The organism is Sphingomonas cavernae (genome assembly GCF_003590775.1).
Classification (GTDB): Bacteria; Pseudomonadota; Alphaproteobacteria; order Sphingomonadales; family Sphingomonadaceae; genus Sphingobium_A; species Sphingobium_A cavernae.
In genome coordinates this window covers 312252-331498 of sequence record NZ_QYUM01000004.1, presented here as the reverse complement: position 1 = coordinate 331498, position 19247 = coordinate 312252, and the positions used below count along the sequence as shown (strand labels likewise).

Genomic DNA, 19247 nt, shown 5'->3' with positions numbered 1-19247 from the left:
GGCGCGATTTATGCTATGGCATTGAATGAAGGAGATTCCATGCGCCGCTCGATCATAGCCCTGATGTTGCTCGTATTTCCTGCGACGCTGCAGGCGCAGGGTGCCAAGGTCTCGTCACCGGTCGAACTCACTCGTCTCGCGGACGAGCTCAAGCCTGGCCAATGGGTTTGGGCGCCGGAAATCGCGCCCGAAGGGCCGGTGACAATCTATGTCGACCTCTCGGCGCAGCGGGCCACGGTTTATCGCAACGGCGTGCGCATTGCAGTCACCACGATATCCTCAGGCAAACCGGGCCATGAGACGCCCACCGGGGTGTTCACGATCCTGCAGAAGGACGCGAAGCACCATTCGAGCAAATACAACAATGCTGCCATGCCCTATATGGAACGGCTCACCTGGGACGGCGTTGCGCTCCACGCAGGCGGCTTGCCGGGCTATCCCGAAAGCCATGGCTGCGTGCATCTTCCGCTGGACTTTTCGCGCGCACTGTTCGGCATCACGGCGCTTGGCGGAACGGTGGTAGTTGCGGGCTCCGCGGGCAAGCCGATGACGGCGGGCGCGGCCGGCGTGCTTGCGCCCGCGTCCGCAGCCGAGGCCTCGATGGGGCAACTCGCGGACAGCGGCGGCTTCATCTGGCAACCGCAGCGTGCGCCGACCGGCCCGCTCACCATCGTGATATCGCGTACCGATCAGGCTGCGGTGGTGCTGCGCAACGGCGTCGAGATCGGCCGCACGATTGTCCAGATCCCGCGCGACGTGCCCGATACCAGGGTGCTCACGCTCACGCACGAGAAGGACGGTAGCGAACACTGGATCTATATCGGCGTGCCGGGCCACGAGGGGCAGTCGGGCACGGCGCTCGACGCCGCCGTCGCGGCGCAGGTCCGCGTGCCGCGTGGCTTCTATACCGCTGTGAAAAGTTCACTGGTTCCCGGAACCACCATCCTCGTCACCCAGGCCAGTATTGGTCAGGGCTCTGTCGGCCAGAAGGTAACGATCATGGACAGCGTTCCCGCCGAGGTCGCCAAAACTGACTGACGGGACGGGCGGGTGCCGCTCGCGGCGTCTAGCATTTCTCGCCGCTGGTGCGGATGGCGGGACTTGAACCCGCACTCCCTAACGGGAAACGGATTTTAAGTCCGTCGCGTCTACCGATTTCGCCACATCCGCATGTGCGCGCGACAAAGGCGCATAAGGCCCGCCGGGTCAAGCGTCTTGCACGGGCGTTTGATCGCCGAGCCAGTAGCGTGCGCCGGGGCCGAGGCGCGCGGCGCGGTCGCCGGGGTTGGCGAGCGTACAGGATTCGACCGAGAGACAGCCGCAGCCGATGCATCCCGCAAGACCTTCTTTCAGCCGCTGGAGTTCGGCGATACGAGCGTCGATCCGTTCGGACCATGCGCTCGAAAGCCTCGCCCAGTCCTTGCCTTTGGGCGCATGATCGGACGGTAGCCTGGCCAGTTCACCGCCGATTTCCTCAAGGCTCAGCCCCACACGCTGCGCGAAGACGATGAAGGCGACGCGGCGCAGCACCACGCGCGGGTAGCGTCGATGCCCCGAATTGAGCCGTTCGGCCTCGATCAGTCCGCGATCCTCGTAATAGCGCAGCGCCGAAGGCGCGACGCCGCTGCGGCGTGAAACCTCGCCGATGGTCAGATAGTGGAACATGGTTGCAACAAAATCAGAAATTGTTCTTGATCTCAAGTGCGCTTGAACTTGTAGCGGCCCCGGTCGAGGCAGATATCTGCGCATCAATCGGCTAGGAGAGATATATGCGTGCCGCCGATAATCAGAGCACTGACAGCGCCCCGGGCGGGGGCTTTTCGGGGACCGCTCAGGTTCCCGTGATTTCGATTTCCGGGCTGTCCAAGACCTATCAGGGTGGCTTCCAGGCGCTGAAAAGCGTCGACCTCGAAATCCGCAAGGGCGAGATCTTCGCGCTGCTTGGCCCCAATGGCGCGGGCAAGACGACGATGATCAGCATCGTCTGCGGAATCGTGACCCCCAGCACCGGCAAGGTGATCGCCGACGGGCATGATATCCAGCGCGACTATCGCGCGGCGCGGACGAAGATCGGGCTGGTGCCGCAGGAATTGCACACCGACCAGTTCGAACGCGTCATCGACACGGTCAACTTCAGCCGCGGACTGTTCGGCAAGCCGCGCAACCCCGCCTATGTCGAAAAGATCCTGAGGGACCTGACGCTCTGGGAAAAGCGCAACAACAAGATCATGGAACTGTCGGGCGGCATGAAGCGCCGCGTCATGATTGCCAAGGCGCTGAGCCATGAGCCCGACATCCTCTTCCTCGACGAGCCTACCGCCGGGGTCGACGTGGAACTGAGGCGCGACATGTGGGCGCTCGTCCACCAGCTTCGGACAAGCGGCGTCACGATCATCCTGACGACGCATTATATCGAGGAAGCCGAGGAGATGGCCGATCGCGTCGGGGTGATCAACAAGGGCGAACTGATCCTTGTCGAGGAAAAGGCGACCCTGATGAAAAAGCTCGGCAGAAAAACGCTGACGCTGAATCTGGCAGAGCCAATGACCGCAATTCCCGATGGGCTTTCCGACTGGAAGCTCACGATCAAGGCCGATGGCAACGAACTCGAATATGAGTTCGACGCCAATGCGGAGCGCACGGGCGTTCCCTCATTGCTGCGGCGGACGAGCGACCTCGGCATCGCCTTCAAGGACCTGAACACCCGCCAGAGTTCGCTCGAGGAAATATTCGTCGGGCTGGTCAGCGACCGCAAGGGAGAGAAGTGATGGGCTTTAACGCGCGTGGCGTCTGGGCGATCTACAAGTTCGAGCTTCATCGCTTCCGGCGGACGCTCCTGACGGGCTTGCTCACGCCCGTCATCACGACCTCGCTGTATTTCATCGTCTTCGGCTCCGCGATCGGATCTCGCATGACCGAGATTGGCGGGGTGCCCTATGGCGCATTCATCGTGCCCGGGCTGATCATGCTTTCGATGTTCACCGAGAGCATCTTCAACGCCAGCTTCGGCATCTATATGCCCAAATGGTCGGGGACGATTTACGAACTGCTTTCAGCACCCATATCGGCCTTTGAGACGGTGCTCGCCTATGTCGGCGCCGCGGCGACGAAGTCGATGATCGTGGGGCTCGTGATCCTGGTGACCGCGAACTTCTTCGTCGACCTCCAGATTCTGCATCCGTTCTGGACCGCCGCCTTTTTCGTGCTCATCGCCACGACCTTCTGCCTGTTCGGCTTCATCATCGGGATCTGGGCCAAAAGTTTCGAGCAGCTTCAGGTGATCCCGATGCTGATCATCATGCCGCTCACCTTCCTCGGCGGCGCCTTCTACTCGATCGACATGCTGCCCGCCGCGTGGCGTACGGTGACGCTCTTCAATCCGATCGTCTATCTCATCAGCGGCTTCCGCTGGAGTTTTTATGGCAAGGGGGATGTCAGCGTGGAGATCAGCATGGCGGCGACGCTGGGCTTTTTCGGTCTGTGCCTTGCCGTGATCTGGTGGATATTCAGGACCGGATACCGGCTCAAGAGCTGAGCGTCCCGCTACCCACCGCACCGCTCCCGCCCGCTGGGCCGGCGCCGGGCGGTGGGCGCCTCGCAGCTACATGTTGAGACGTTCGCGCATTTCCTTGCCCGGCTTGAAATAGGGCACACGTTTTGCGTCGACTTCAACGGCGGCTCCGGTACGCGGATTCCGGCCCGTGCGGGCCGTCCTCGCACGCGTCGAGAATGCCCCGAAACCCCTGAGTTCGACCCGCCCCCCATTGGCAAGCCGTGCGCAGATTTCGTCGAAGAACACATCGACGATGTGTTCGACATCCTTGACGGAGAGACCCGAGTTTTCCGCAGCGAGCTTCTGGACGAGTTCGGAACGGATCATGGCTATTCCCCATATGGGCTACGTCGGTCCAACGGGACCGTCGAAACACCGGGTTGGGCCCGATTACGCAGGCTTTGTTTTTGATTGACCCAGGCTCCCACTTCCCGCGTCAATACAACGAATGTGTGCCGGATTTCGGTTTATTTGCAAGCCTTTGTCCGGAATTTTGACGGTGGGACGGTCCGTGTGCACGACGCATCCAGGCGCGGCCGTGTCTCAGGCCATTGTAAACACGAAAAAAAACCGCCGCCGACGCAGGGATGCGTCGACGGCGGCACGTAATTTTTCCGTAACTTACTTCTTCTCTTCGGAGCGCGCCTTCAGCGCTTCGCCGAGGATGTCGCCCAGCGACGCGCCCGAGTCGGACGAGCCGTACTGAGCAACCGCCTGCTTCTCTTCGGCGATCTGCATCGCCTTGACCGAGAAGGTGGGCTTTTTCGAACGATCGAAGCCAGTCACCATCGCATCCATCTTCTGGCCGACCTGGAAGCGCTCGGGGCGCTGCTCGTCGCGGTCGCGGCCAAGGTCGGTGCGCTTGACGAAGCCCGTGGCGCCATCCTCGCCGACCTGAACCTCGAGACCACCGTCGCGGACTTCGAGAATGGTGACGGTAACGACCTCGTTCTTGTTGAGACCCGAGGCAGCGGCCACGCCGCCGACGGCGGGCGCACCCTTTTCGAGCTGCTTCATGCCGAGCGAGATGCGCTCCTTCTCGACGTCGATGTCGAGAACAATCGCCTGAACGCTCTCACCCTTGCGGTGCAGGTTGAGCGCGTCCTCGCCCGAGATGCCCCATGCGATGTCCGACATGTGCACCATGCCGTCCACATCGCCGTCGAGGCCGATGAACAGGCCGAACTCGGTGGCATTCTTGACTTCGCCCTCGACGGTCGAGCCAACCGGATGCGAAGCCGCGAAGGCTTCCCACGGGTTGTTGATCGCCTGCTTGAGGCCGAGCGAGATGCGACGCTTGTCCTCGTCGACCTCGAGGATGACGACATCGACTTCCTGGCTGGTCGAAACGATCTTGCCGGGGTGAACGTTCTTCTTGGTCCAGCTCATTTCGGAGACGTGAACGAGGCCTTCGATGCCCGCTTCGAGCTCGACGAACGCACCATATTCGGTGATGTTGGTCACGCGGCCAGTGAGCTTCGCGCCCACGGGGTACTTGGCCGACGCGCCTTCCCACGGATCGCTCTCAAGCTGCTTCATGCCGAGGCTGATGCGCTGCGTCTCGCGGTTGATGCGGATGATCTGGACCTTCACCGTGTCGCCGATGTTGATCATCTCGGACGGGTGGTTGATCCGCTTGTAGCTGAGGTCGGTGACGTGCAGCAGGCCGTCGATGCCGCCCAGGTCGACGAACGCACCGTAATCGGTGATGTTCTTGACGACGCCCTCGATCACCTGGCCTTCGGTCAGGGTCTGGATCAGGCCCGAACGCTGCTCGGCGCGGGTTTCCTCGAGGATCGCACGGCGCGACACCACGATGTTGCCGCGGCGACGGTCCATCTTGAGGATCTGGAAGGGCTGGGGGATGTCCATGAGCGGCGTGACGTCGCGAACGGGACGGATATCGACCTGCGAGCCAGGGAGGAACGCCACGGCGCCGTTGAGGTCGACGGTGAAGCCGCCCTTGACGCGGCCGAAGATGACGCCTTCGACGCGTGCGCTCTCGCTGAACTCGGCTTCGAGCTTGTCCCAGGCGGCTTCGCGGCGCGCACGGTCGCGCGACAGCATGGCCTCGCCATGGACGTTCTCGACGCGGTCGACATAGACTTCGACTTCGTCGCCGACCTTCAGATCGGCCTTCTGGCCCGGCGCTGCGAATTCGCGCAGCGGCACGCGGCCTTCCGACTTCAGACCGACGTCGATGACGGCCATGTCGTTTTCAATTCCGGTAACGGTGCCCTTGACGACGCGGCCTTCGAAGCCTTCGCTCTCGCCACCGAGAGATTCGTTGAGCAGCGCGGCGAAATCGTCGCGCGATGGGTGTGCCGATGAGGCCATGGTTGGTTCCTGTCTTTCTTACATTTTCCGGCCAGCCGGTTGTATCCGGCGGTCTTGACCAGAAGTGCCGCAAGGGCCGCATGCCCAAACGGCATCCCTCGAACGAGAGCGTTGCAGACGTGCGCATCGCGAAAAGCGAAAAGGGCGCGTCAAGAGAACCGGCCTTTCGTGCCGGCACTCTTCGCGCCATGCGTTTCGCAGTCCAGGCTCAGCTCGCGAGCTTGGCCTTGATACGTCCGTCCACAAGCGCAATCGCGCGCTGGACGGCGGCGTCTATAGAGAGATAGCTCGTATCGAGCAAGTACGCATCGGCCGCCTGCGCCAGCGGCGCCGCCTCGCGCATCATGTCGCGTCGGTCGCGTGCCCGGATGTCGGTGAGCACGCGGTCGTAGCTCATCGTGCTGCCCGCCTTCTGCATCTCGGCATGGCGGCGGCGCGCGCGCGTCTGGGGCGTGGCGGTGATGAACAGTTTGGCGTCGGCTTCGGGCGCGATCACGGTGCCGATGTCTCGACCGTCGAGCACGGCCCCGCCCGGCTGCTGCGCAAAGTTTCGCTGGCGCTTGATCAGCGTCGCGCGGACGAGCGGGTGGGCCGAGACGATAGAGGCGACGCGACCGATCTCCTCACCCTTGAGCGCGGGCTCGTCGAGCAGCGAATCCTCAAAGGTGCATGCGGCGAGCGCGTCTGTCTCGCTTTCGGGATCATGGCCTTCCTGTAGCACGCCCCATGCGACCGCGCGGTACAGCAGGCCGGTGTCGAGGTGCGGAAGCTTGTAATGCCTGGCGAGCGCCCGCGCGACGGTGCCCTTGCCCGATGCCGCCGGGCCGTCGACCGCGATGATCATGAAATCTGTGCACCCAGCGAGGTCATCAGCGAGGCGAATTGGGGGAAGCTTGTGGCAACGGGTGTCATGTCGTCGACCATGACGTTCGCCGCTGAAACAAGTCCAGCCACCGCAAAGCTCATTGCGATACGATGATCGAGTTTTGCGGCGACCGGCGCGCCGCCGGGAAGCGGCTCTCCGCCGGTCCCATCGATGATCAGCCCGTCCTCGGCCTCGATGACACGTGCCCCGATAGCGGCAAGCCCCTGAGCCATCAACGCAATCCGGTCGGACTCCTTCACGCGCAACTCCTCGAGCCCGCGGGTGACCGTCCGGCCGTTCGCGAGCGCCGCTGCGACGAAGAGAATCGGGAACTCGTCGATCATCGAGGGCGCGATTGCGGGATCGACCTCGATTCCGTTCAACGGCGAATGGCGGACGTGAAGATCGGCGACGGGTTCACCGCCGACGACGCGCTCGTTAATCAGCGTGATGTCGCCGCCCATTGCCTGCAGCACCTCGATCAGTCCCGCGCGTGTCGGATTGATGCCGACATTTTCTATCACGACGTCAGAACCGGGCACGAGCAGCGCCGCGACCATCGGGAAGGCGGCCGAGGAGGGGTCGCCGGGTACAACGATATCCTGTGGCTTCAGCTCGGCCTCGCCGCGTATCGAGATCACGCGTGCGCCGTCACTGTCGATCTCGACGGTCAGATCGGCGCCGAAACCGGTCAGCATCCGCTCGCTATGGTCGCGTGTCGCGATTGGCTCGATGACGCGCGTGATGCCCGGCGTATTGAGTCCGGCGAGCAGCACCGCCGACTTCACCTGTGCGGAAGCCATCGGCAGCCGATACTCGATCGGCACCGCCGGGCACATCCCGCGCACCATCAGCGGCAGGCGACCTCCCGGACTCGATGTGATATCGGCGCCCATCAGTCCGAGCGGATCGATCACGCGGCCCATCGGCCGGCCCGAAAGCGAAGCGTCGCCCGTGAAGGTGGCGGTGATCGGGTGGCTTGCGACCAGTCCCATCAGCAGCCGTGTCGAGGTACCGCTATTGCCCATATCGAGTGCGGCCTGCGGCTGAAGAAGCCCGCCGACGCCGACGCCGTGGATCGTCCACACGCCATCATCGCCGCGTACGATCGTCGCGCCCATCGCGCGCATGGCGGCGGCGGTAGCCAGAACATCCTCGCCCTCGAGCAACCCCCGGACGGTGCTTCGCCCAACGGCAAGCGCCGACAGCATCAGCGAACGGTGCGAAATCGACTTGTCACCTGGAACGCGCACGCGACCCGTGAGCGGTCCCGATGCGGTGAAGGCGGCGGGCGAGGGTGTCGTTGAAATCATCGGGAAAGCGCGCATTCCGGCTGAGAAGTGGAGCCGGCTTTTGACAGCGGCGTTTCGCTATGGCAAGGCGCGCGGCGTTTGGCGGGGCATCGATCATCCGGTGACCGCTGTTTTCAATTATTCTGGAGGCTGAGGCAGCACATGGTGAAGCCTGAATGGGGCAGCAAGCGGACCTGTCCGAAATGCGGTACCCGCTTTTACGATCTTGCCAAGGACGAGCCCGTGACCTGCATCGAATGCGGGAACAACTGGTATCCTGAGCCCGTGCTGAAATCGAAGCAGCCGCTTCCCTATGATGCGCCCAAGCCGGAAGCCAAGCCCGTCGACGATGTGGCGCTGGCCGACGACGATCTGGATATCGATGTCGATTCCGACGATGCCGATTCGCCTGACGACGATGTCGACCTCGGCGGCGACGACGATCTGGGCGTCGATACGTCCGACGGCGAAGACGATTCGAATAATTGATCTGAACGTCTTGCCAAGCAGGCGCTGCCAGCATAAAGGGCAGCGCCTCAGCGCCGCACTACCCAGGGCGGCGAGGATGGTTTCGGGGCCGTAGCTCAGCTGGGAGAGCGCTACAATGGCATTGTAGAGGTCAGGGGTTCGATCCCCCTCGGCTCCACCATTCCTCCTACACACTTCGCGATTCGGACACAGCCGCAGACAGCGCTAGCTGCGCCCTGCCGCCGATCTACCAAGCCCCTGACATCATCGCGCTACATGATCCTCGTCGCCTGCATGCGCGGCAATGGTGAGATTCGGGTGGGCCTGACGAACATGGCTGCCTGCCGGCACGCTCTGGGTCAGCCATATATTGCCGCCGATCGTCGAACCGCGGCCAATGGTCACGCGGCCCAGTATCGTAGCGCCCGCATAGATCACCACATCGTCCTCCACGATCGGATGCCGTTCTGCACCGCGAGCGATCGCGCCTTCGTCATCCAGCGGGAAGTTGCGCGCGCCAAGCGTCACCGCCTGGTAGAGCTTTACCCTGTCGCCGATGATCGCGGTTTCTCCGATCACCACGCCCGTTCCGTGATCGATGAAAAAGCTGCGGCCGATTTGTGCGCCGGGATGAATGTCGATCCCCGTCCGTGAATGCGCGACCTCGGATATGATTCGCGCGACCAGCGGTGCGCCCAGTCGGTATAGCCGGTGCGCCAGCCGGTGATGGATGACCGCGATCGCGCAGGGGTAGCAGAGAAGCACTTCGTCGACGCTGCGTGCGGCGGGATCGCCCGCATAGGCGGCCTCGATATCGCTGTCGATCAGTCCACGCAGTTCGGGCAGCGCGAGCGAGAAATCGGCTATGATTTTCTGCACCTTGGACTCGATCCGATCCGCCGTGGCGGCAGGGTCGGAATAGTGCAGCTCCAGGCGGATTTGTGCCGCCAGTTGCGACAGTGCCGATTCAAGCGTGGCTTCGACAAAGGCGTCTTCATTGCCGGGATTCAGTTCGGGCGGGCCGAGCCGAAGCGGGAATAGTGCGGCGCACAGCACGCCCATGATCCGGTCGAGCGAGCGCCGTGCAGGGAAGCCGAAGGCGCCATGTTCTGCATGTCGCCAATGCGCGCCGCGCCACGTCTGCCGCGCTTCACGCAATCGCGCGACGACGTTGCCCAGATTGCCGGGGAAAGGTGCCTGGGCGCGTGCGTCAATGTCGTGGAGCATATCGGTCATGGTCTTTCCTGTTGTGTGCTTCTGATTTTGCGCCAAACACATGGAGACGCGCCACAGAGTATTTCTACTAATTGGATAGAAAATATATTGCGCGCGTCAGATCTTCTGCGTTTGCGCACAGAGGCTGGCGCGATAGCCAAAGCCGGCGAGCCATGCTCGCAGTCTTTATCCGTATAACCAGCGACCTGCCGTGACAAAGCGTGCCTTGATCATTCGACACGTTCCTTATGAAGGGATTGCGGGCTTTCGGGATCCGGTCGAAAGCGCGGGATATCGGATCGAGCGGCTGGACGTGTCCGATCCCGATTTCGCCGATGCGGACCTCGTTTCCCCCGATCTGGTGATTCTGATGGGCGGGCCGATGAGCGTGTATGATCGCGATAGCTATCCGTGGATCGCTCATGAGATCGAACGGCTGGGCGTGCGCCTCGCGGCGGATCGGCCGACGCTCGGCGTATGCCTCGGCGCGCAGATGATCGCTGCCGCACTTGGGGCGCGGGTCTATAAAGGCGCTGCCAAGGAAATCGGCTTCCACCGACTGACGCTGAACGCGACTGGTCTGGCGTCGCCACTCGCGCATCTGGCGAACCAACCCGTGCTGCAATGGCATGGCGATACGTTCGATCTGCCCGCGGGGGCCGAGTTGCTGGCCTCCACCCAACTTTATCCGCACCAGGCGTTCCGTCGCGGGCGGCAGGTGCTTGCCTTGCAATGCCATGCCGAAATGGGCGTCGATCCGCGGATAGAGGCTTGGATCGACCAGTCGAATGATTGCTTGGCGGAAGTGGGAATCCAGCCTGACACGCTACGCGCGCAATATGCCGCCATCGGGCCTTTAGCGGTCGCGGCCGGGCAGAAGATGATTCGTCAGTGGCTATGCGCCCTCGATTGAGCGGCGACGACGAGACTGCCCGGATCCATTGAAACTTTTCCCGTAATTGCTTGCGCTTAACGTCATTAGTTTGACATCAAAGCAACTAATCGATCACTGGCCGGTTTTTGACCGGATCGACGCCACTGAAATTGGGTGATCCGATGTCATTCAACATGATGGAAAGCAGGAACATGAAGGGTTCGCACATTCACCTGGCCGCGGTAACTTCGGTATCATTGGTAGCGCTCACGCTGCTTCCGAGCGCCGCCAATGCCGGAGGCTTCTATTTGCAGGAGCAGTCGGTGAAGGCCGCGGGACGCGCCTTTTCAGGCGAAGTGGCCGATGAGGGGGCCGATTCGCTGTGGTGGAACCCGGCCGCCGTTGCCAATATCGAGCAGAACGAGGTCTATATCGGCGTGAGCACGATCCTGCCGAGTGCGAAGGTTCGCGACAACGACACCGTGATCATACGCCCCGGCCAGCCCGCGGCAGCGGTGGGCGGCAATCCGCTCGCCAAGGATCCGATCGAGACCGGAATCCTGCCGAGCGGCGCGGTCGCCATGCGGCTGACCGATCGCCTCGTCGCGGGCCTTGCAGTCAGCGCGCCGTTCAGCTTCACCACCGACTATGATGCCGACAGTTGGGTCCGCTACACCGCCGACAAATCCAAACTGCGGACGATCGATATCCAACCGTCGCTCGCGATCGCGGCAACCGATTGGCTGCGTCTGGGTGTGGCCGCGAATATCGAATATAGCGACGCGACGCTGACCAATGCGCTCCCCAATCTCGCGGCGGCGCTGCCCGATGGCGAACAGCGGCTCGAGGGCAATGGCTGGGATCTCGGATGGAGCGCGGGCGCGCAGGTTCATACCGGCCCCGCGACCCTCGGCGTCAGCTACAAGTCGAGCGTCAAACACACGCTCGCTGGCCGCGTCGAAACAAGCGGCCTGCTCGGCCCGCTCGCGCCGGCGAACGGGACGATCGATGCCGATGCGAGCTTCCGCACGCCCTGGCAGCTCATCATGGGCGGACGCTTCAAGGCCAGCGACAGGCTGACGCTCAACGCACAGGCGGTACGCGTCGGCTGGAACGAGTTCGATGCCATCCGCCTCGGAGATCCGATCAATCAGGCGATCCCCGAAAACTACCGCAACACCTGGAGCTTCGCGGGCGGGCTCGACTATGTCGTCAACCCTGAGTGGACCGTCCGGGCAGGCGTGCAACATGATCAGACGCCGACGCGTGATGGCGAGCGCGATGCGCGCGTTCCCGATTCCGATCGGTGGAACTTCGCGGCGGGTACGTCCTATGACGTGAGCTCGCGTTTCACGATCGACGCGGCGATCAACTATATCAGTTTCGAGGACGCGCCGATCGACCGCGTGACCGCGGCCTATCCTGGCACAGCGGCGCAGACGCCGATCATCGTTGACGGAGTGATCGAGGACACAAGCGCCATAGTGCTCGCGATTGGGGGGCGCTTCCGGTTCTAGAGCCTGATCGTTTGAGGTGGAAGCGCTGTGCGCTTCCGCCGAGAGCGTGAATCAGGCTCTATTCCAATGGTGGAGACCTTGATTCACGTTTCAGGCTGATTCAGCCTGAAACGATCAAGGTCTAAGGCGGCCGGCCAACTGCAAGGCACCGTCCGCACCGCACATTCCGCCGCGTAAACCCGCGAGCGCGCTGGCTTTGCACGCGGGTCAGGCATAGCCAGTACGCATGCAACGCGCGCAATCGCTCAATTTGCGCGCGATAGAGCGGGGCGTAGAGGATCATGCTGAGCTATTCCTACTCGATTTCGGATCGTAGCGAGCACGCTGCGGCCGGCGTTTCCAGAACAGAGCTCGTCACGGGGATGCAGTTGCTGCGTGCGGTCAACATGCAGTCCGTCCGGCTCCAGCTTGCGGTGCTGCGGCGCGACCGCAGGCCCGCGATGGAGTCGCTCGATCACCTTGCGGACATGGACCGTGAGCTCGAACATTTCATCGAGGGCATCGGGCCTGCGGGTGCGGCTGCCCCCGAGCTTCGTGAGATCGCCGAGCTTGTCGCACTCCAGAAGCGCGCGCTCGCCGACGAGAAGATTGCGCTGATGGCGGGCATCTCGGGCGCGAAGCTGGGCGGTGAGACGATTGCCCAGCTTCCCGAGGCAGAGCCCGAAGCCATCACTGATACGCTTGAGCTGACGTCCGAATACCAGCCGTCATCCGCCGCAGCAAAATTGCTTGCGGCAACCGCGGTGTTGGCCGTGATCGGGGTGGCAGTTACGGGCTGGCTGTTCTCGGATGCGATCGCCGCTGCAATGCGATTCTAGAGCCTGATCGGTTAAGGTGGAAGCACTTCGTGCTTCCGCCGATGCCGTGAATCAGGCTCTATTCAAGCAGTTGAGACCTTGATTCACGTTTCAGGTTGATTCAACCTGAAACGATCAAGGTCTGACGCGCCGATATCGCGCGATCAGTCCTTGTCGGGGTAGACCGCGCCAATGTGCGCTTCACCGCGCGCCTCGGCGAGCTTTGTCTGGCGAGCACGCTCCGCATAACCTGCGCGCTGCGCCTCATCGCGTTCTTGATGGCAGGCTGGGCAGCTCACGCCGTCGACGTAGAGCGAAGAGGCTTTGTCCGCGGCGTTCACCGGGCGGCGGCACGCATGGCAGAGATCATGCGTACCCGGCGCCAGCCCATGCCTAACCGAGACGCGCTGGTCGAAGACGAAGCATTCGCCTTCCCACAAGCTTTGCTCGGCGGGGACGTCTTCCAGATATTTCAATATGCCACCCTGGAGGTGATAGACTTCATCCAGCCCCTCGGATTTCAGAAAAGCGGTCGATTTCTCGCAGCGTATCCCGCCGGTGCAGAACATCGCGACCTTGGGCGCCTTGCCTTGCCCGATCAGCGTGTCGCGCTGTTCGCGAAACCATCCGGGGAAATCGCGAAAACTGGGAGTTTTGGGATCGATCGCGCCCTTGAAGCTGCCGATCGCCACTTCATAGTCGTTGCGCGTGTCGATCACGATCGTATCAGGATCGGCGATCAGCGCGTTCCAGTCGGCGGGCGCGACATAGTGGCCGACGCCTTTCAGAGGGTCGATATCGGGTTGCCCCATCGTCACGATCTCGCGCTTCAGTCGCACCTTCATGCGGTGAAAGGGCATGGTTTCCGCACCTGAATATTTTACCTCGAGTGCGGCGCAGTCGGGCAGGGCGGTGCGGATATGGTTGATCACGCGCGCGATGGCCGCTTCCGATCCGGCGATCGTGCCGTTGATGCCTTCGGCGGCAAGCAGCAGCGTCCCCTTCACGCCGCCCTCGTTGCAGCCGGCGAGCAGGGGCTCGCGCAGAGCAGCGATGTCTTCAAGGCGCGTGAAGCGATAGAGCGCGGCGACACGGATGGGCTGGGTCATGCCAGCCGTCCCGCTATGTCGTCGAGCAAGCGCGAGGCGCCGAAGCGGAACAGTTCGGGCTTCAGCCACACGTTGCCCAGTTCCTGCCGGACAAGCGCGATCCACTGGAGCGCCTGATCTGCGGTGGCGATCCCGCCAGCGGGCTTGAAACCTACATGTCGGCCGGTTTGTGCGTGAAAACTGCGGATCGCGCGCATCATCACCGCTCCGGCCGGGAGGGTGGCGTTCACCTTTTCCTGACCCGTCGAGGTTTTGATGAAATCGGCGCCCGCCGCCATGCAGACATAAGAGGCGCGCGCGATCGTGGTGGCGTCGCCCAGCTCGCCCGTCGCCAGGATCGCCTTCATGTGCGCGGAACCGCAGGCAGTGCGAAACGCGGCGACCTCGTCATAAAGCGCCTGCCAATTGCCCTTCAGCGCATGGCCGCGGCGGATGACGATATCGATCTCCTGTGCTCCGGCCGCGACCGAAGCCTCGATCTCGGCAATGCGCGTGGAAAGCGGGGAAAGGCCATGGGGGAAGCCCGCGGAGACCGCAGCCACGGGAATGTCGGTGCCATTCAGAGCCTCGAGCGCGGTGGGCACCATCGCGTGATAGACGCAGACGGCTGCGGTCGTCAGAACGGGATCGTTCGCGAGCGGCGATCGTGCACGGGTGCAGAGCGCGCGGACGCGATCTTCGGTATCGTCGCCCTGCAACGTGGTCAGGTCCATGCAGGAAACGGCAAGCCGCAAATCTGCGTCGATATCTGCGCCGGGGACGATGGCGGCGACGGCATTCTCGATGGCCACCGCATCGACCTGGATCGCTTCGACGGCGTCCGGATCAAGGGGAATGGAGTTCATGCCCGTCCCCCTAGAGCCTGATCGGTTGAAGTGGAAGCGTTACGCGCTTCCACTGAAAGCGTGAATCAGGCTCTATTCGTATGGTTGGGCCTTGATTCACGTTTCAGGCTGAATCAGCCTGAAACGATCAAGGTCCAGATCAGTTTGCCGGGAAAGGGGAGGGACTCAGGGCGCGAGCAGAAGTCCCGCCAGCGCCGCACTCATCAGGTTGGAGAGCGAGCCGGCGATCAGCGCCTTGATGCCGAGCCGGGCGATCACCGGGCGCTGGTTGGGGGCAAGGTTCCCCGTCACCGCCATCTGGATCGCGATCGAGCTGAAATTCGCGAAGCCGCACAGCGCAAAGGTGACGATCGCGACCGTAACCGGCGACAGCGTGCCCTGCACCTTGCCAAGGTCGATGAAGGCCACGAATTCGTTGAGGACCATCTTGGTGCCGAACAGTCCGCCCGCGGTACCGGCCTCGTGCCACGGCACGTTGAGCATGAACATGATCGGCTGGAACAGCCAGCCAAGGATCATCTGGAACGACAGCTCGGGACGGCCGAACCAGCCGCCAATGCCGGCGAGCATGCCGTTGGCGAGCGCGACGAGCGCGACGAAGGCCAGCACCATTGCGCCGACCGCGACCGCCAGCTTCACCCCGGTCTGCGCGCCTTGTGCCGCCGCCATGATGATGTTGGCGGGCTTTTCCTCGTCATGGCTCGCCTCGGCGATCGCGATTGGCTCGATCTCGCCGATATTGGGATCGTCGGGCATCATGATCTTGGACATCAGGATCCCGCCGGGCGCGGACATGAAGCTCGCCGCGAGCAGATAGGGCAGGAGTTGCTCGCCGATCATGCTGGCATAGGCGCCGAGGATCGTCCCCGCGACGCCCGCCATGCCGACGGTCATGATCGTGAAGAGTTGGGAGGGCGTGAGGCTGGCCAGATAGGGGCGGATGACGAGCGGGCTTTCGGACTGGCCAACGAAGATGTTGGCCGCAGCCCCCAGCGACTCCACCTTGGTGATGCCCGTCACGAGCTGGATCGCGCCGCCCACCCATTTGATGATGAGCTGCATGATTCCGAGATAGTAAAGGATCGAGATCAGCGATGCGAAAAAGATGATAACGGGCAGCGCGGCGATCGCGAAGCTGTTGCCGCCAATCGCGGGGCCCGCGATAGGGCCGAAGATGAAGTCGGTGCCCGCCTTGGCATAGCCCAGCAAATTGGAAACGCCGCGCGACATCGCGCCAATGACGTTCTGTCCCCAAGGCGTGCCGAGCACGAGCACGGCCATGCCCGCCTGAAGCGCGAAGGCCGCGCCGACGACGCGCAGCCGGATCCAGCGGCGATTGGAAGACAGCGCGACGGCGATTGCCAGAATAATCACGATGCCGGCAACGCCGATAAGATATCTGTTCATTCGAAGATTATTTCCCCCCTGGACCGTGGGGCAGTTCGATCGCGTGGACCACCGCCCCCGGTGCCGGCTTTTCGGGCGCGACGATACACGCGCGCAGAAATTCTGCCAGCCCCCGTTTTGCGGCCGCTTCGTCCGCGGCATGGACGAATGCGAGGGGGCGATCCGGACCGATCTCGGCACCGATGGGCACGACGTTACTGAAACCCGTGCGCGGATCAATCAGATCGTCGGCCGCCCGCCGTCCGCCGCCCAGATTGATGATCGCATCGCCAATCGCGCGGACATCAACTTCGGCCAGATAGCCGGGCGATTGCACGAAGACGGAAAGAGACACGGGCGCGCTTGGGAGATGCGCATCGGGGCGCTCGATCAGGTCGGCGGGCCCACCAAGCCCCGCCACCATGCGCGCAAAGACCTCTGCAGCCTTTCCACTTGCCAGCGCCGCCCCGGCGCGCCTCTCTGCGTCGGCATGATCCTGCGCCAATCCGCCGATGACGAGCATTTCGGCGGCCAGCGCCATCGTAACCGCATGCAGCCTCCGCTCGCACGCCGCACCGGTCAGATAGTCGATTGCTTCGCGCACTTCGAGCGCATTGCCCGCAGTCGTGCCGAGCACCTGATTCATGTCGGTGATCAGTGCGTGGCAGGTGACGCCAAGCGCTTCGGCTGATCCAATCAGGCTGCGCGCGAGCGCATGGGCCTGTTCGGTGCGCGCCATGAACGCCCCCGAGCCCGTCTTGATGTCCATGACCAGCCCGCGCACCCCGGCCGCGACCTTCTTGGACAGGATCGAGGCGGTGATCAGAGGAAAGGATTCGATCGTCGCAGTGATGTCGCGGATAGCATACATCCGCCGGTCTGCAGGTGCGAGTTCGCCGGTCTGACCGATAATCGCGCAACCATTTTGTTGCACGATGTTCCTGAAGCGATCGAGGCCCGGAAAGGGGTCATAGCCCGGAATGCTCGCCATCTTGTCCAGCGTGCCGCCGGTGTGGCCGAGCCCGCGCCCGGAGATCATCGGCACATAGCCGCCGCAAGCCGCGACGATCGGCGCGAGCATCAGGCTCACCTTGTCGCCCACGCCGCCCGTCGAATGCTTGTCGAGCACCGGGCCGTCGATTGTCTCCCTCCAATCGATCACGCGTCCCGAGCCGACGAAGGCGCTGGTCAACGCGGCGGTTTCGGCGATGTCCATGCCATTCAGAAAGATCGCCATGGCCAGCGCCGCTGCCTGCTCGGCGGGAATTGACTGATCGGCCAGTCCGGTCGCGAAGTGGCTGATTTCCTGCGCGCAGAGTGCCTCGCCATCGCGTTTGCGGCGAATGATCTCGGCCATGTTCGGTGCTGTCGGCATCGCTCCCCTCATATACCGCGTCGCCGCGTGCCGCAGCGGCGGCAACCGTCCCAAAGCGGAACAGCCATAGTTAACCCATTTTAGCCATGGTCGATTTGGTCAACAAAACGTTAACTGATGATCATGCACCACGCTGTCCCCATCAGCGGCCCAGCTTCGCGGCCCGATTCGCCCTCAACGCGTCCGATTCTCGGAGACGATGCGCGACTGTTCCTGACGACCTTCGTCGCCGGCTTTGTCGGATTCTATGCGCTGATCGCCTGACGCGTCAGTCGCACGCAAGGTGCAGCTTCTGCGCCAGCCATGCCGAGACGAGGCACATTGCTGCAACCATCAGCAACTGGTCGACCGCGCTGACGCCTGCGGCGCTGAGCCCCATCGCAAACGCCGCACCAATCACCATCGCACCCGAATTGACGATGTTGTTCGCTGCCACCGTTCGCGCAGTCTCGCTCTTGTCGACGGTCGTGGTGAGGAAGGCATAGAGCGGCACGACGAACATGCCGCCCGAAATCGCGACGAACAGCAATGAGCCGAGGAGGAAGGGCGCGCCCGGGAGGCTGACAAAGCTCCAGAAATCATAGAGCCTGCCGTCGGGCAGCCCATGCCACCCCCGAACCGAGAACCAGAAGGCGATGACGAAGCCGCCCATCGCGATCACCGAAATGGGCGCGAATTTCGCCGACACATGACCCTTGAGCAAGCGGTTGATCGCGATCGAGCCGATCGCAACACCCACTGAGAAGATCGAGAGCAGCAGGCTCGTCACACCCTCGTCGGCGGTGAGTACATTCTTCACGATCGGCGGGAATTCGATGAACAGCACCGATCCGATGGTCCAGAAGAAGCTGATCGAGCAGATCGCGAGGAACAGCCGCGGGATGTGCATCGTGTTGGAAATCAGCCGCCATGACGAGCTGAAGACATTGAGGTCGATCGGATGACGGTCACCGATTGGCGGCGCTGACGGAACCTGTCGGCCCGACAGCCATCCCAGAATCGCAATTGCGAGCACCAGCACTGCAGCGACTTCCCCGGTGCCGCCGATCAGGCCGCCCGTCGCCGGCCCCGTGTAGTGGGCGAAATAGCCGAGTGCGCCGGCCGCGATCGTGCCCGCAAGAATCGCGATATAGGTGCCCGCCTCGACCAGCCCGGTCCCGCCAAGAACTTCGTCCGCCTGCAGATGCTGCGGCAGGATCGCGTATTTGATCGGACCGAAAAATGTCGAGTGAACGCCCATCGCGAGCACCGCCACCAGCATCAGTGGCACGGAAGGAAGCAGCAGACCCGCAGCGCCCACGACCATGATGAATATCTCTGCGGTCTTCACCCAGCGAATGATCTGCGCCTTGTCGCGTGCGTCGGCGAGTTGGCCCGAAAGCGCCGAAAGCAGGAAGAAGGGCAGGATGAACAGGCCGGTGGCGACCGCGTTGAACCATTGTTCCTGCAGCGGATCCGAATAGACCTGATAGGTCACGAACAGGATCATCGCCTGCTTGAACAGATTGTCGTTGAAGGCACCGAGGAGCTGCGTGACGAAAAGCGGCAGAAATCGGCGCCGCGCGAGAAGCCGGAGCGAAGTTTTCATGAGGAGGCGCGGACGCTCCGGTTGTG

General features: G+C 62.9%; 18 protein-coding genes and 2 tRNA genes. 8 read left to right on the top strand and 12 right to left on the bottom strand.

The window, feature by feature from the left end:
* The first annotated feature begins 39 nt into the window (after positions 1-39).
* On the top strand, positions 40-1038 hold the full coding sequence (locus D3876_RS16880; protein WP_119764490.1) for a L,D-transpeptidase family protein: 999 nt from the start codon (positions 40-42) through the stop codon (positions 1036-1038).
* Between the two features lie 45 nt (positions 1039-1083).
* Here the strand turns inward: D3876_RS16880 and D3876_RS16875 are convergent.
* Both D3876_RS16875 and soxR read right to left on the bottom strand, forming a co-directional pair.
* A tRNA-Leu gene (locus D3876_RS16875) sits at positions 1084-1170 on the bottom strand.
* A gap of 36 nt (positions 1171-1206) precedes the next feature.
* Positions 1207-1665: a redox-sensitive transcriptional activator SoxR gene (gene soxR / locus D3876_RS16870; protein ID WP_119764488.1), complete on the bottom strand. Its 459-nt coding sequence runs from the start codon at positions 1663-1665 to the stop codon at positions 1207-1209.
* A 104-nt stretch (positions 1666-1769) separates the two neighbouring features.
* On the opposite strand from soxR, the gene D3876_RS16865 reads away from it, so the two are divergent.
* The gene (locus D3876_RS16865) at positions 1770-2768 is read left to right on the top strand and encodes an ABC transporter ATP-binding protein (RefSeq protein WP_119764486.1); all 999 of its coding nucleotides are present in this window, start codon (positions 1770-1772) and stop codon (positions 2766-2768) included.
* Positions 2765-3535, top strand: a complete 771-nt coding sequence (locus D3876_RS16860) for an ABC transporter permease (RefSeq protein WP_119764484.1) — start codon at positions 2765-2767, stop codon at positions 3533-3535. The genes D3876_RS16865 and D3876_RS16860 overlap by 4 nt, the downstream gene beginning before the upstream one ends.
* 66 nt (positions 3536-3601) lie before the next feature.
* Here the strand turns inward: D3876_RS16860 and D3876_RS16855 are convergent, their stop codons facing one another.
* The 4 genes from D3876_RS16855 to aroA form a co-directional block, all read right to left on the bottom strand.
* A complete protein-coding gene (locus D3876_RS16855) occupies positions 3602-3880 on the bottom strand; it encodes an integration host factor subunit beta (RefSeq protein WP_119764482.1) in 279 nt (92 codons plus the stop codon).
* 294 nt (positions 3881-4174) lie between these two features.
* A complete protein-coding gene (gene rpsA, locus D3876_RS16850; RefSeq protein WP_119764480.1) occupies positions 4175-5890 on the bottom strand; it encodes a 30S ribosomal protein S1 in 1716 nt (571 codons plus the stop codon).
* Positions 5891-6098: 208 nt separating this feature from the next.
* Positions 6099-6734, bottom strand: coding sequence for a (d)CMP kinase (gene cmk, locus D3876_RS16845; protein WP_119764478.1), 636 nt, complete (start codon positions 6732-6734; stop codon positions 6099-6101).
* Complete coding sequence (gene aroA, locus D3876_RS16840) at positions 6731-8068, bottom strand: 3-phosphoshikimate 1-carboxyvinyltransferase (protein WP_119765599.1); 1338 nt, start codon at positions 8066-8068, stop codon at positions 6731-6733. The genes cmk and aroA overlap by 4 nt, the downstream gene beginning before the upstream one ends.
* Positions 8069-8209: 141 nt before the next feature.
* On the opposite strand from aroA, the gene D3876_RS16835 reads away from it, so the two are divergent.
* Positions 8210-8536 (top strand): TIGR02300 family protein, encoded by a 327-nt coding sequence (locus tag D3876_RS16835; protein ID WP_119764476.1) that lies wholly within the window; start codon positions 8210-8212, stop codon positions 8534-8536.
* Positions 8537-8620: 84 nt separating this feature from the next.
* A tRNA-Ala gene (locus D3876_RS16830) sits at positions 8621-8696 on the top strand.
* A gap of 83 nt (positions 8697-8779) precedes the next feature.
* Here the strand turns inward: D3876_RS16830 and epsC are convergent.
* Positions 8780-9751, bottom strand: a complete 972-nt coding sequence (gene epsC, locus D3876_RS16825) for a serine O-acetyltransferase EpsC (RefSeq protein ID WP_238475424.1) — start codon at positions 9749-9751, stop codon at positions 8780-8782.
* A 205-nt stretch (positions 9752-9956) separates the two neighbouring features.
* Between epsC and D3876_RS16820 the strand changes: the two genes are divergently transcribed.
* The 3 genes from D3876_RS16820 to D3876_RS16810 all read left to right on the top strand — a co-directional run bounded on the left by D3876_RS16820 (position 9957) and on the right by D3876_RS16810 (position 12939).
* Entirely contained in the window at positions 9957-10643 is a 687-nt protein-coding gene (locus tag D3876_RS16820; protein WP_238475423.1) for a glutamine amidotransferase, read from the top strand.
* A gap of 173 nt (positions 10644-10816) precedes the next feature.
* A complete protein-coding gene (locus tag D3876_RS16815) occupies positions 10817-12121 on the top strand; it encodes an OmpP1/FadL family transporter (RefSeq protein ID WP_119765595.1) in 1305 nt (434 codons plus the stop codon).
* Between the two features lie 281 nt (positions 12122-12402).
* Positions 12403-12939: a hypothetical protein gene (locus D3876_RS16810; protein WP_119764472.1), complete on the top strand. Its 537-nt coding sequence runs from the start codon at positions 12403-12405 to the stop codon at positions 12937-12939.
* Positions 12940-13082: 143 nt separating this feature from the next.
* Here D3876_RS16810 and trhO read toward each other — a convergent pair whose 3' ends face one another.
* The 5 genes from trhO to D3876_RS16785 form a co-directional block, all read right to left on the bottom strand.
* Positions 13083-14027, bottom strand: a complete 945-nt coding sequence (trhO, locus tag D3876_RS16805) for an oxygen-dependent tRNA uridine(34) hydroxylase TrhO (RefSeq protein WP_119764470.1) — start codon at positions 14025-14027, stop codon at positions 13083-13085.
* A complete protein-coding gene (gene deoC, locus D3876_RS16800; protein ID WP_119764468.1) occupies positions 14024-14872 on the bottom strand; it encodes a deoxyribose-phosphate aldolase in 849 nt (282 codons plus the stop codon). Before deoC ends, trhO begins: the two co-directional genes overlap by 4 nt.
* A 165-nt stretch (positions 14873-15037) precedes the next feature.
* Positions 15038-16279 (bottom strand): NupC/NupG family nucleoside CNT transporter, encoded by a 1242-nt coding sequence (locus D3876_RS16795; RefSeq protein ID WP_119764466.1) that lies wholly within the window; start codon positions 16277-16279, stop codon positions 15038-15040.
* Between the two features lie 7 nt (positions 16280-16286).
* Positions 16287-17633 (bottom strand): thymidine phosphorylase, encoded by a 1347-nt coding sequence (gene deoA, locus D3876_RS16790; RefSeq protein ID WP_119764464.1) that lies wholly within the window; start codon positions 17631-17633, stop codon positions 16287-16289.
* A 268-nt stretch (positions 17634-17901) separates the two neighbouring features.
* Entirely contained in the window at positions 17902-19221 is a 1320-nt protein-coding gene (locus D3876_RS16785) for an MFS transporter (RefSeq protein ID WP_119764462.1), read from the bottom strand.
* Positions 19222-19247: the final 26 nt, after the last annotated feature.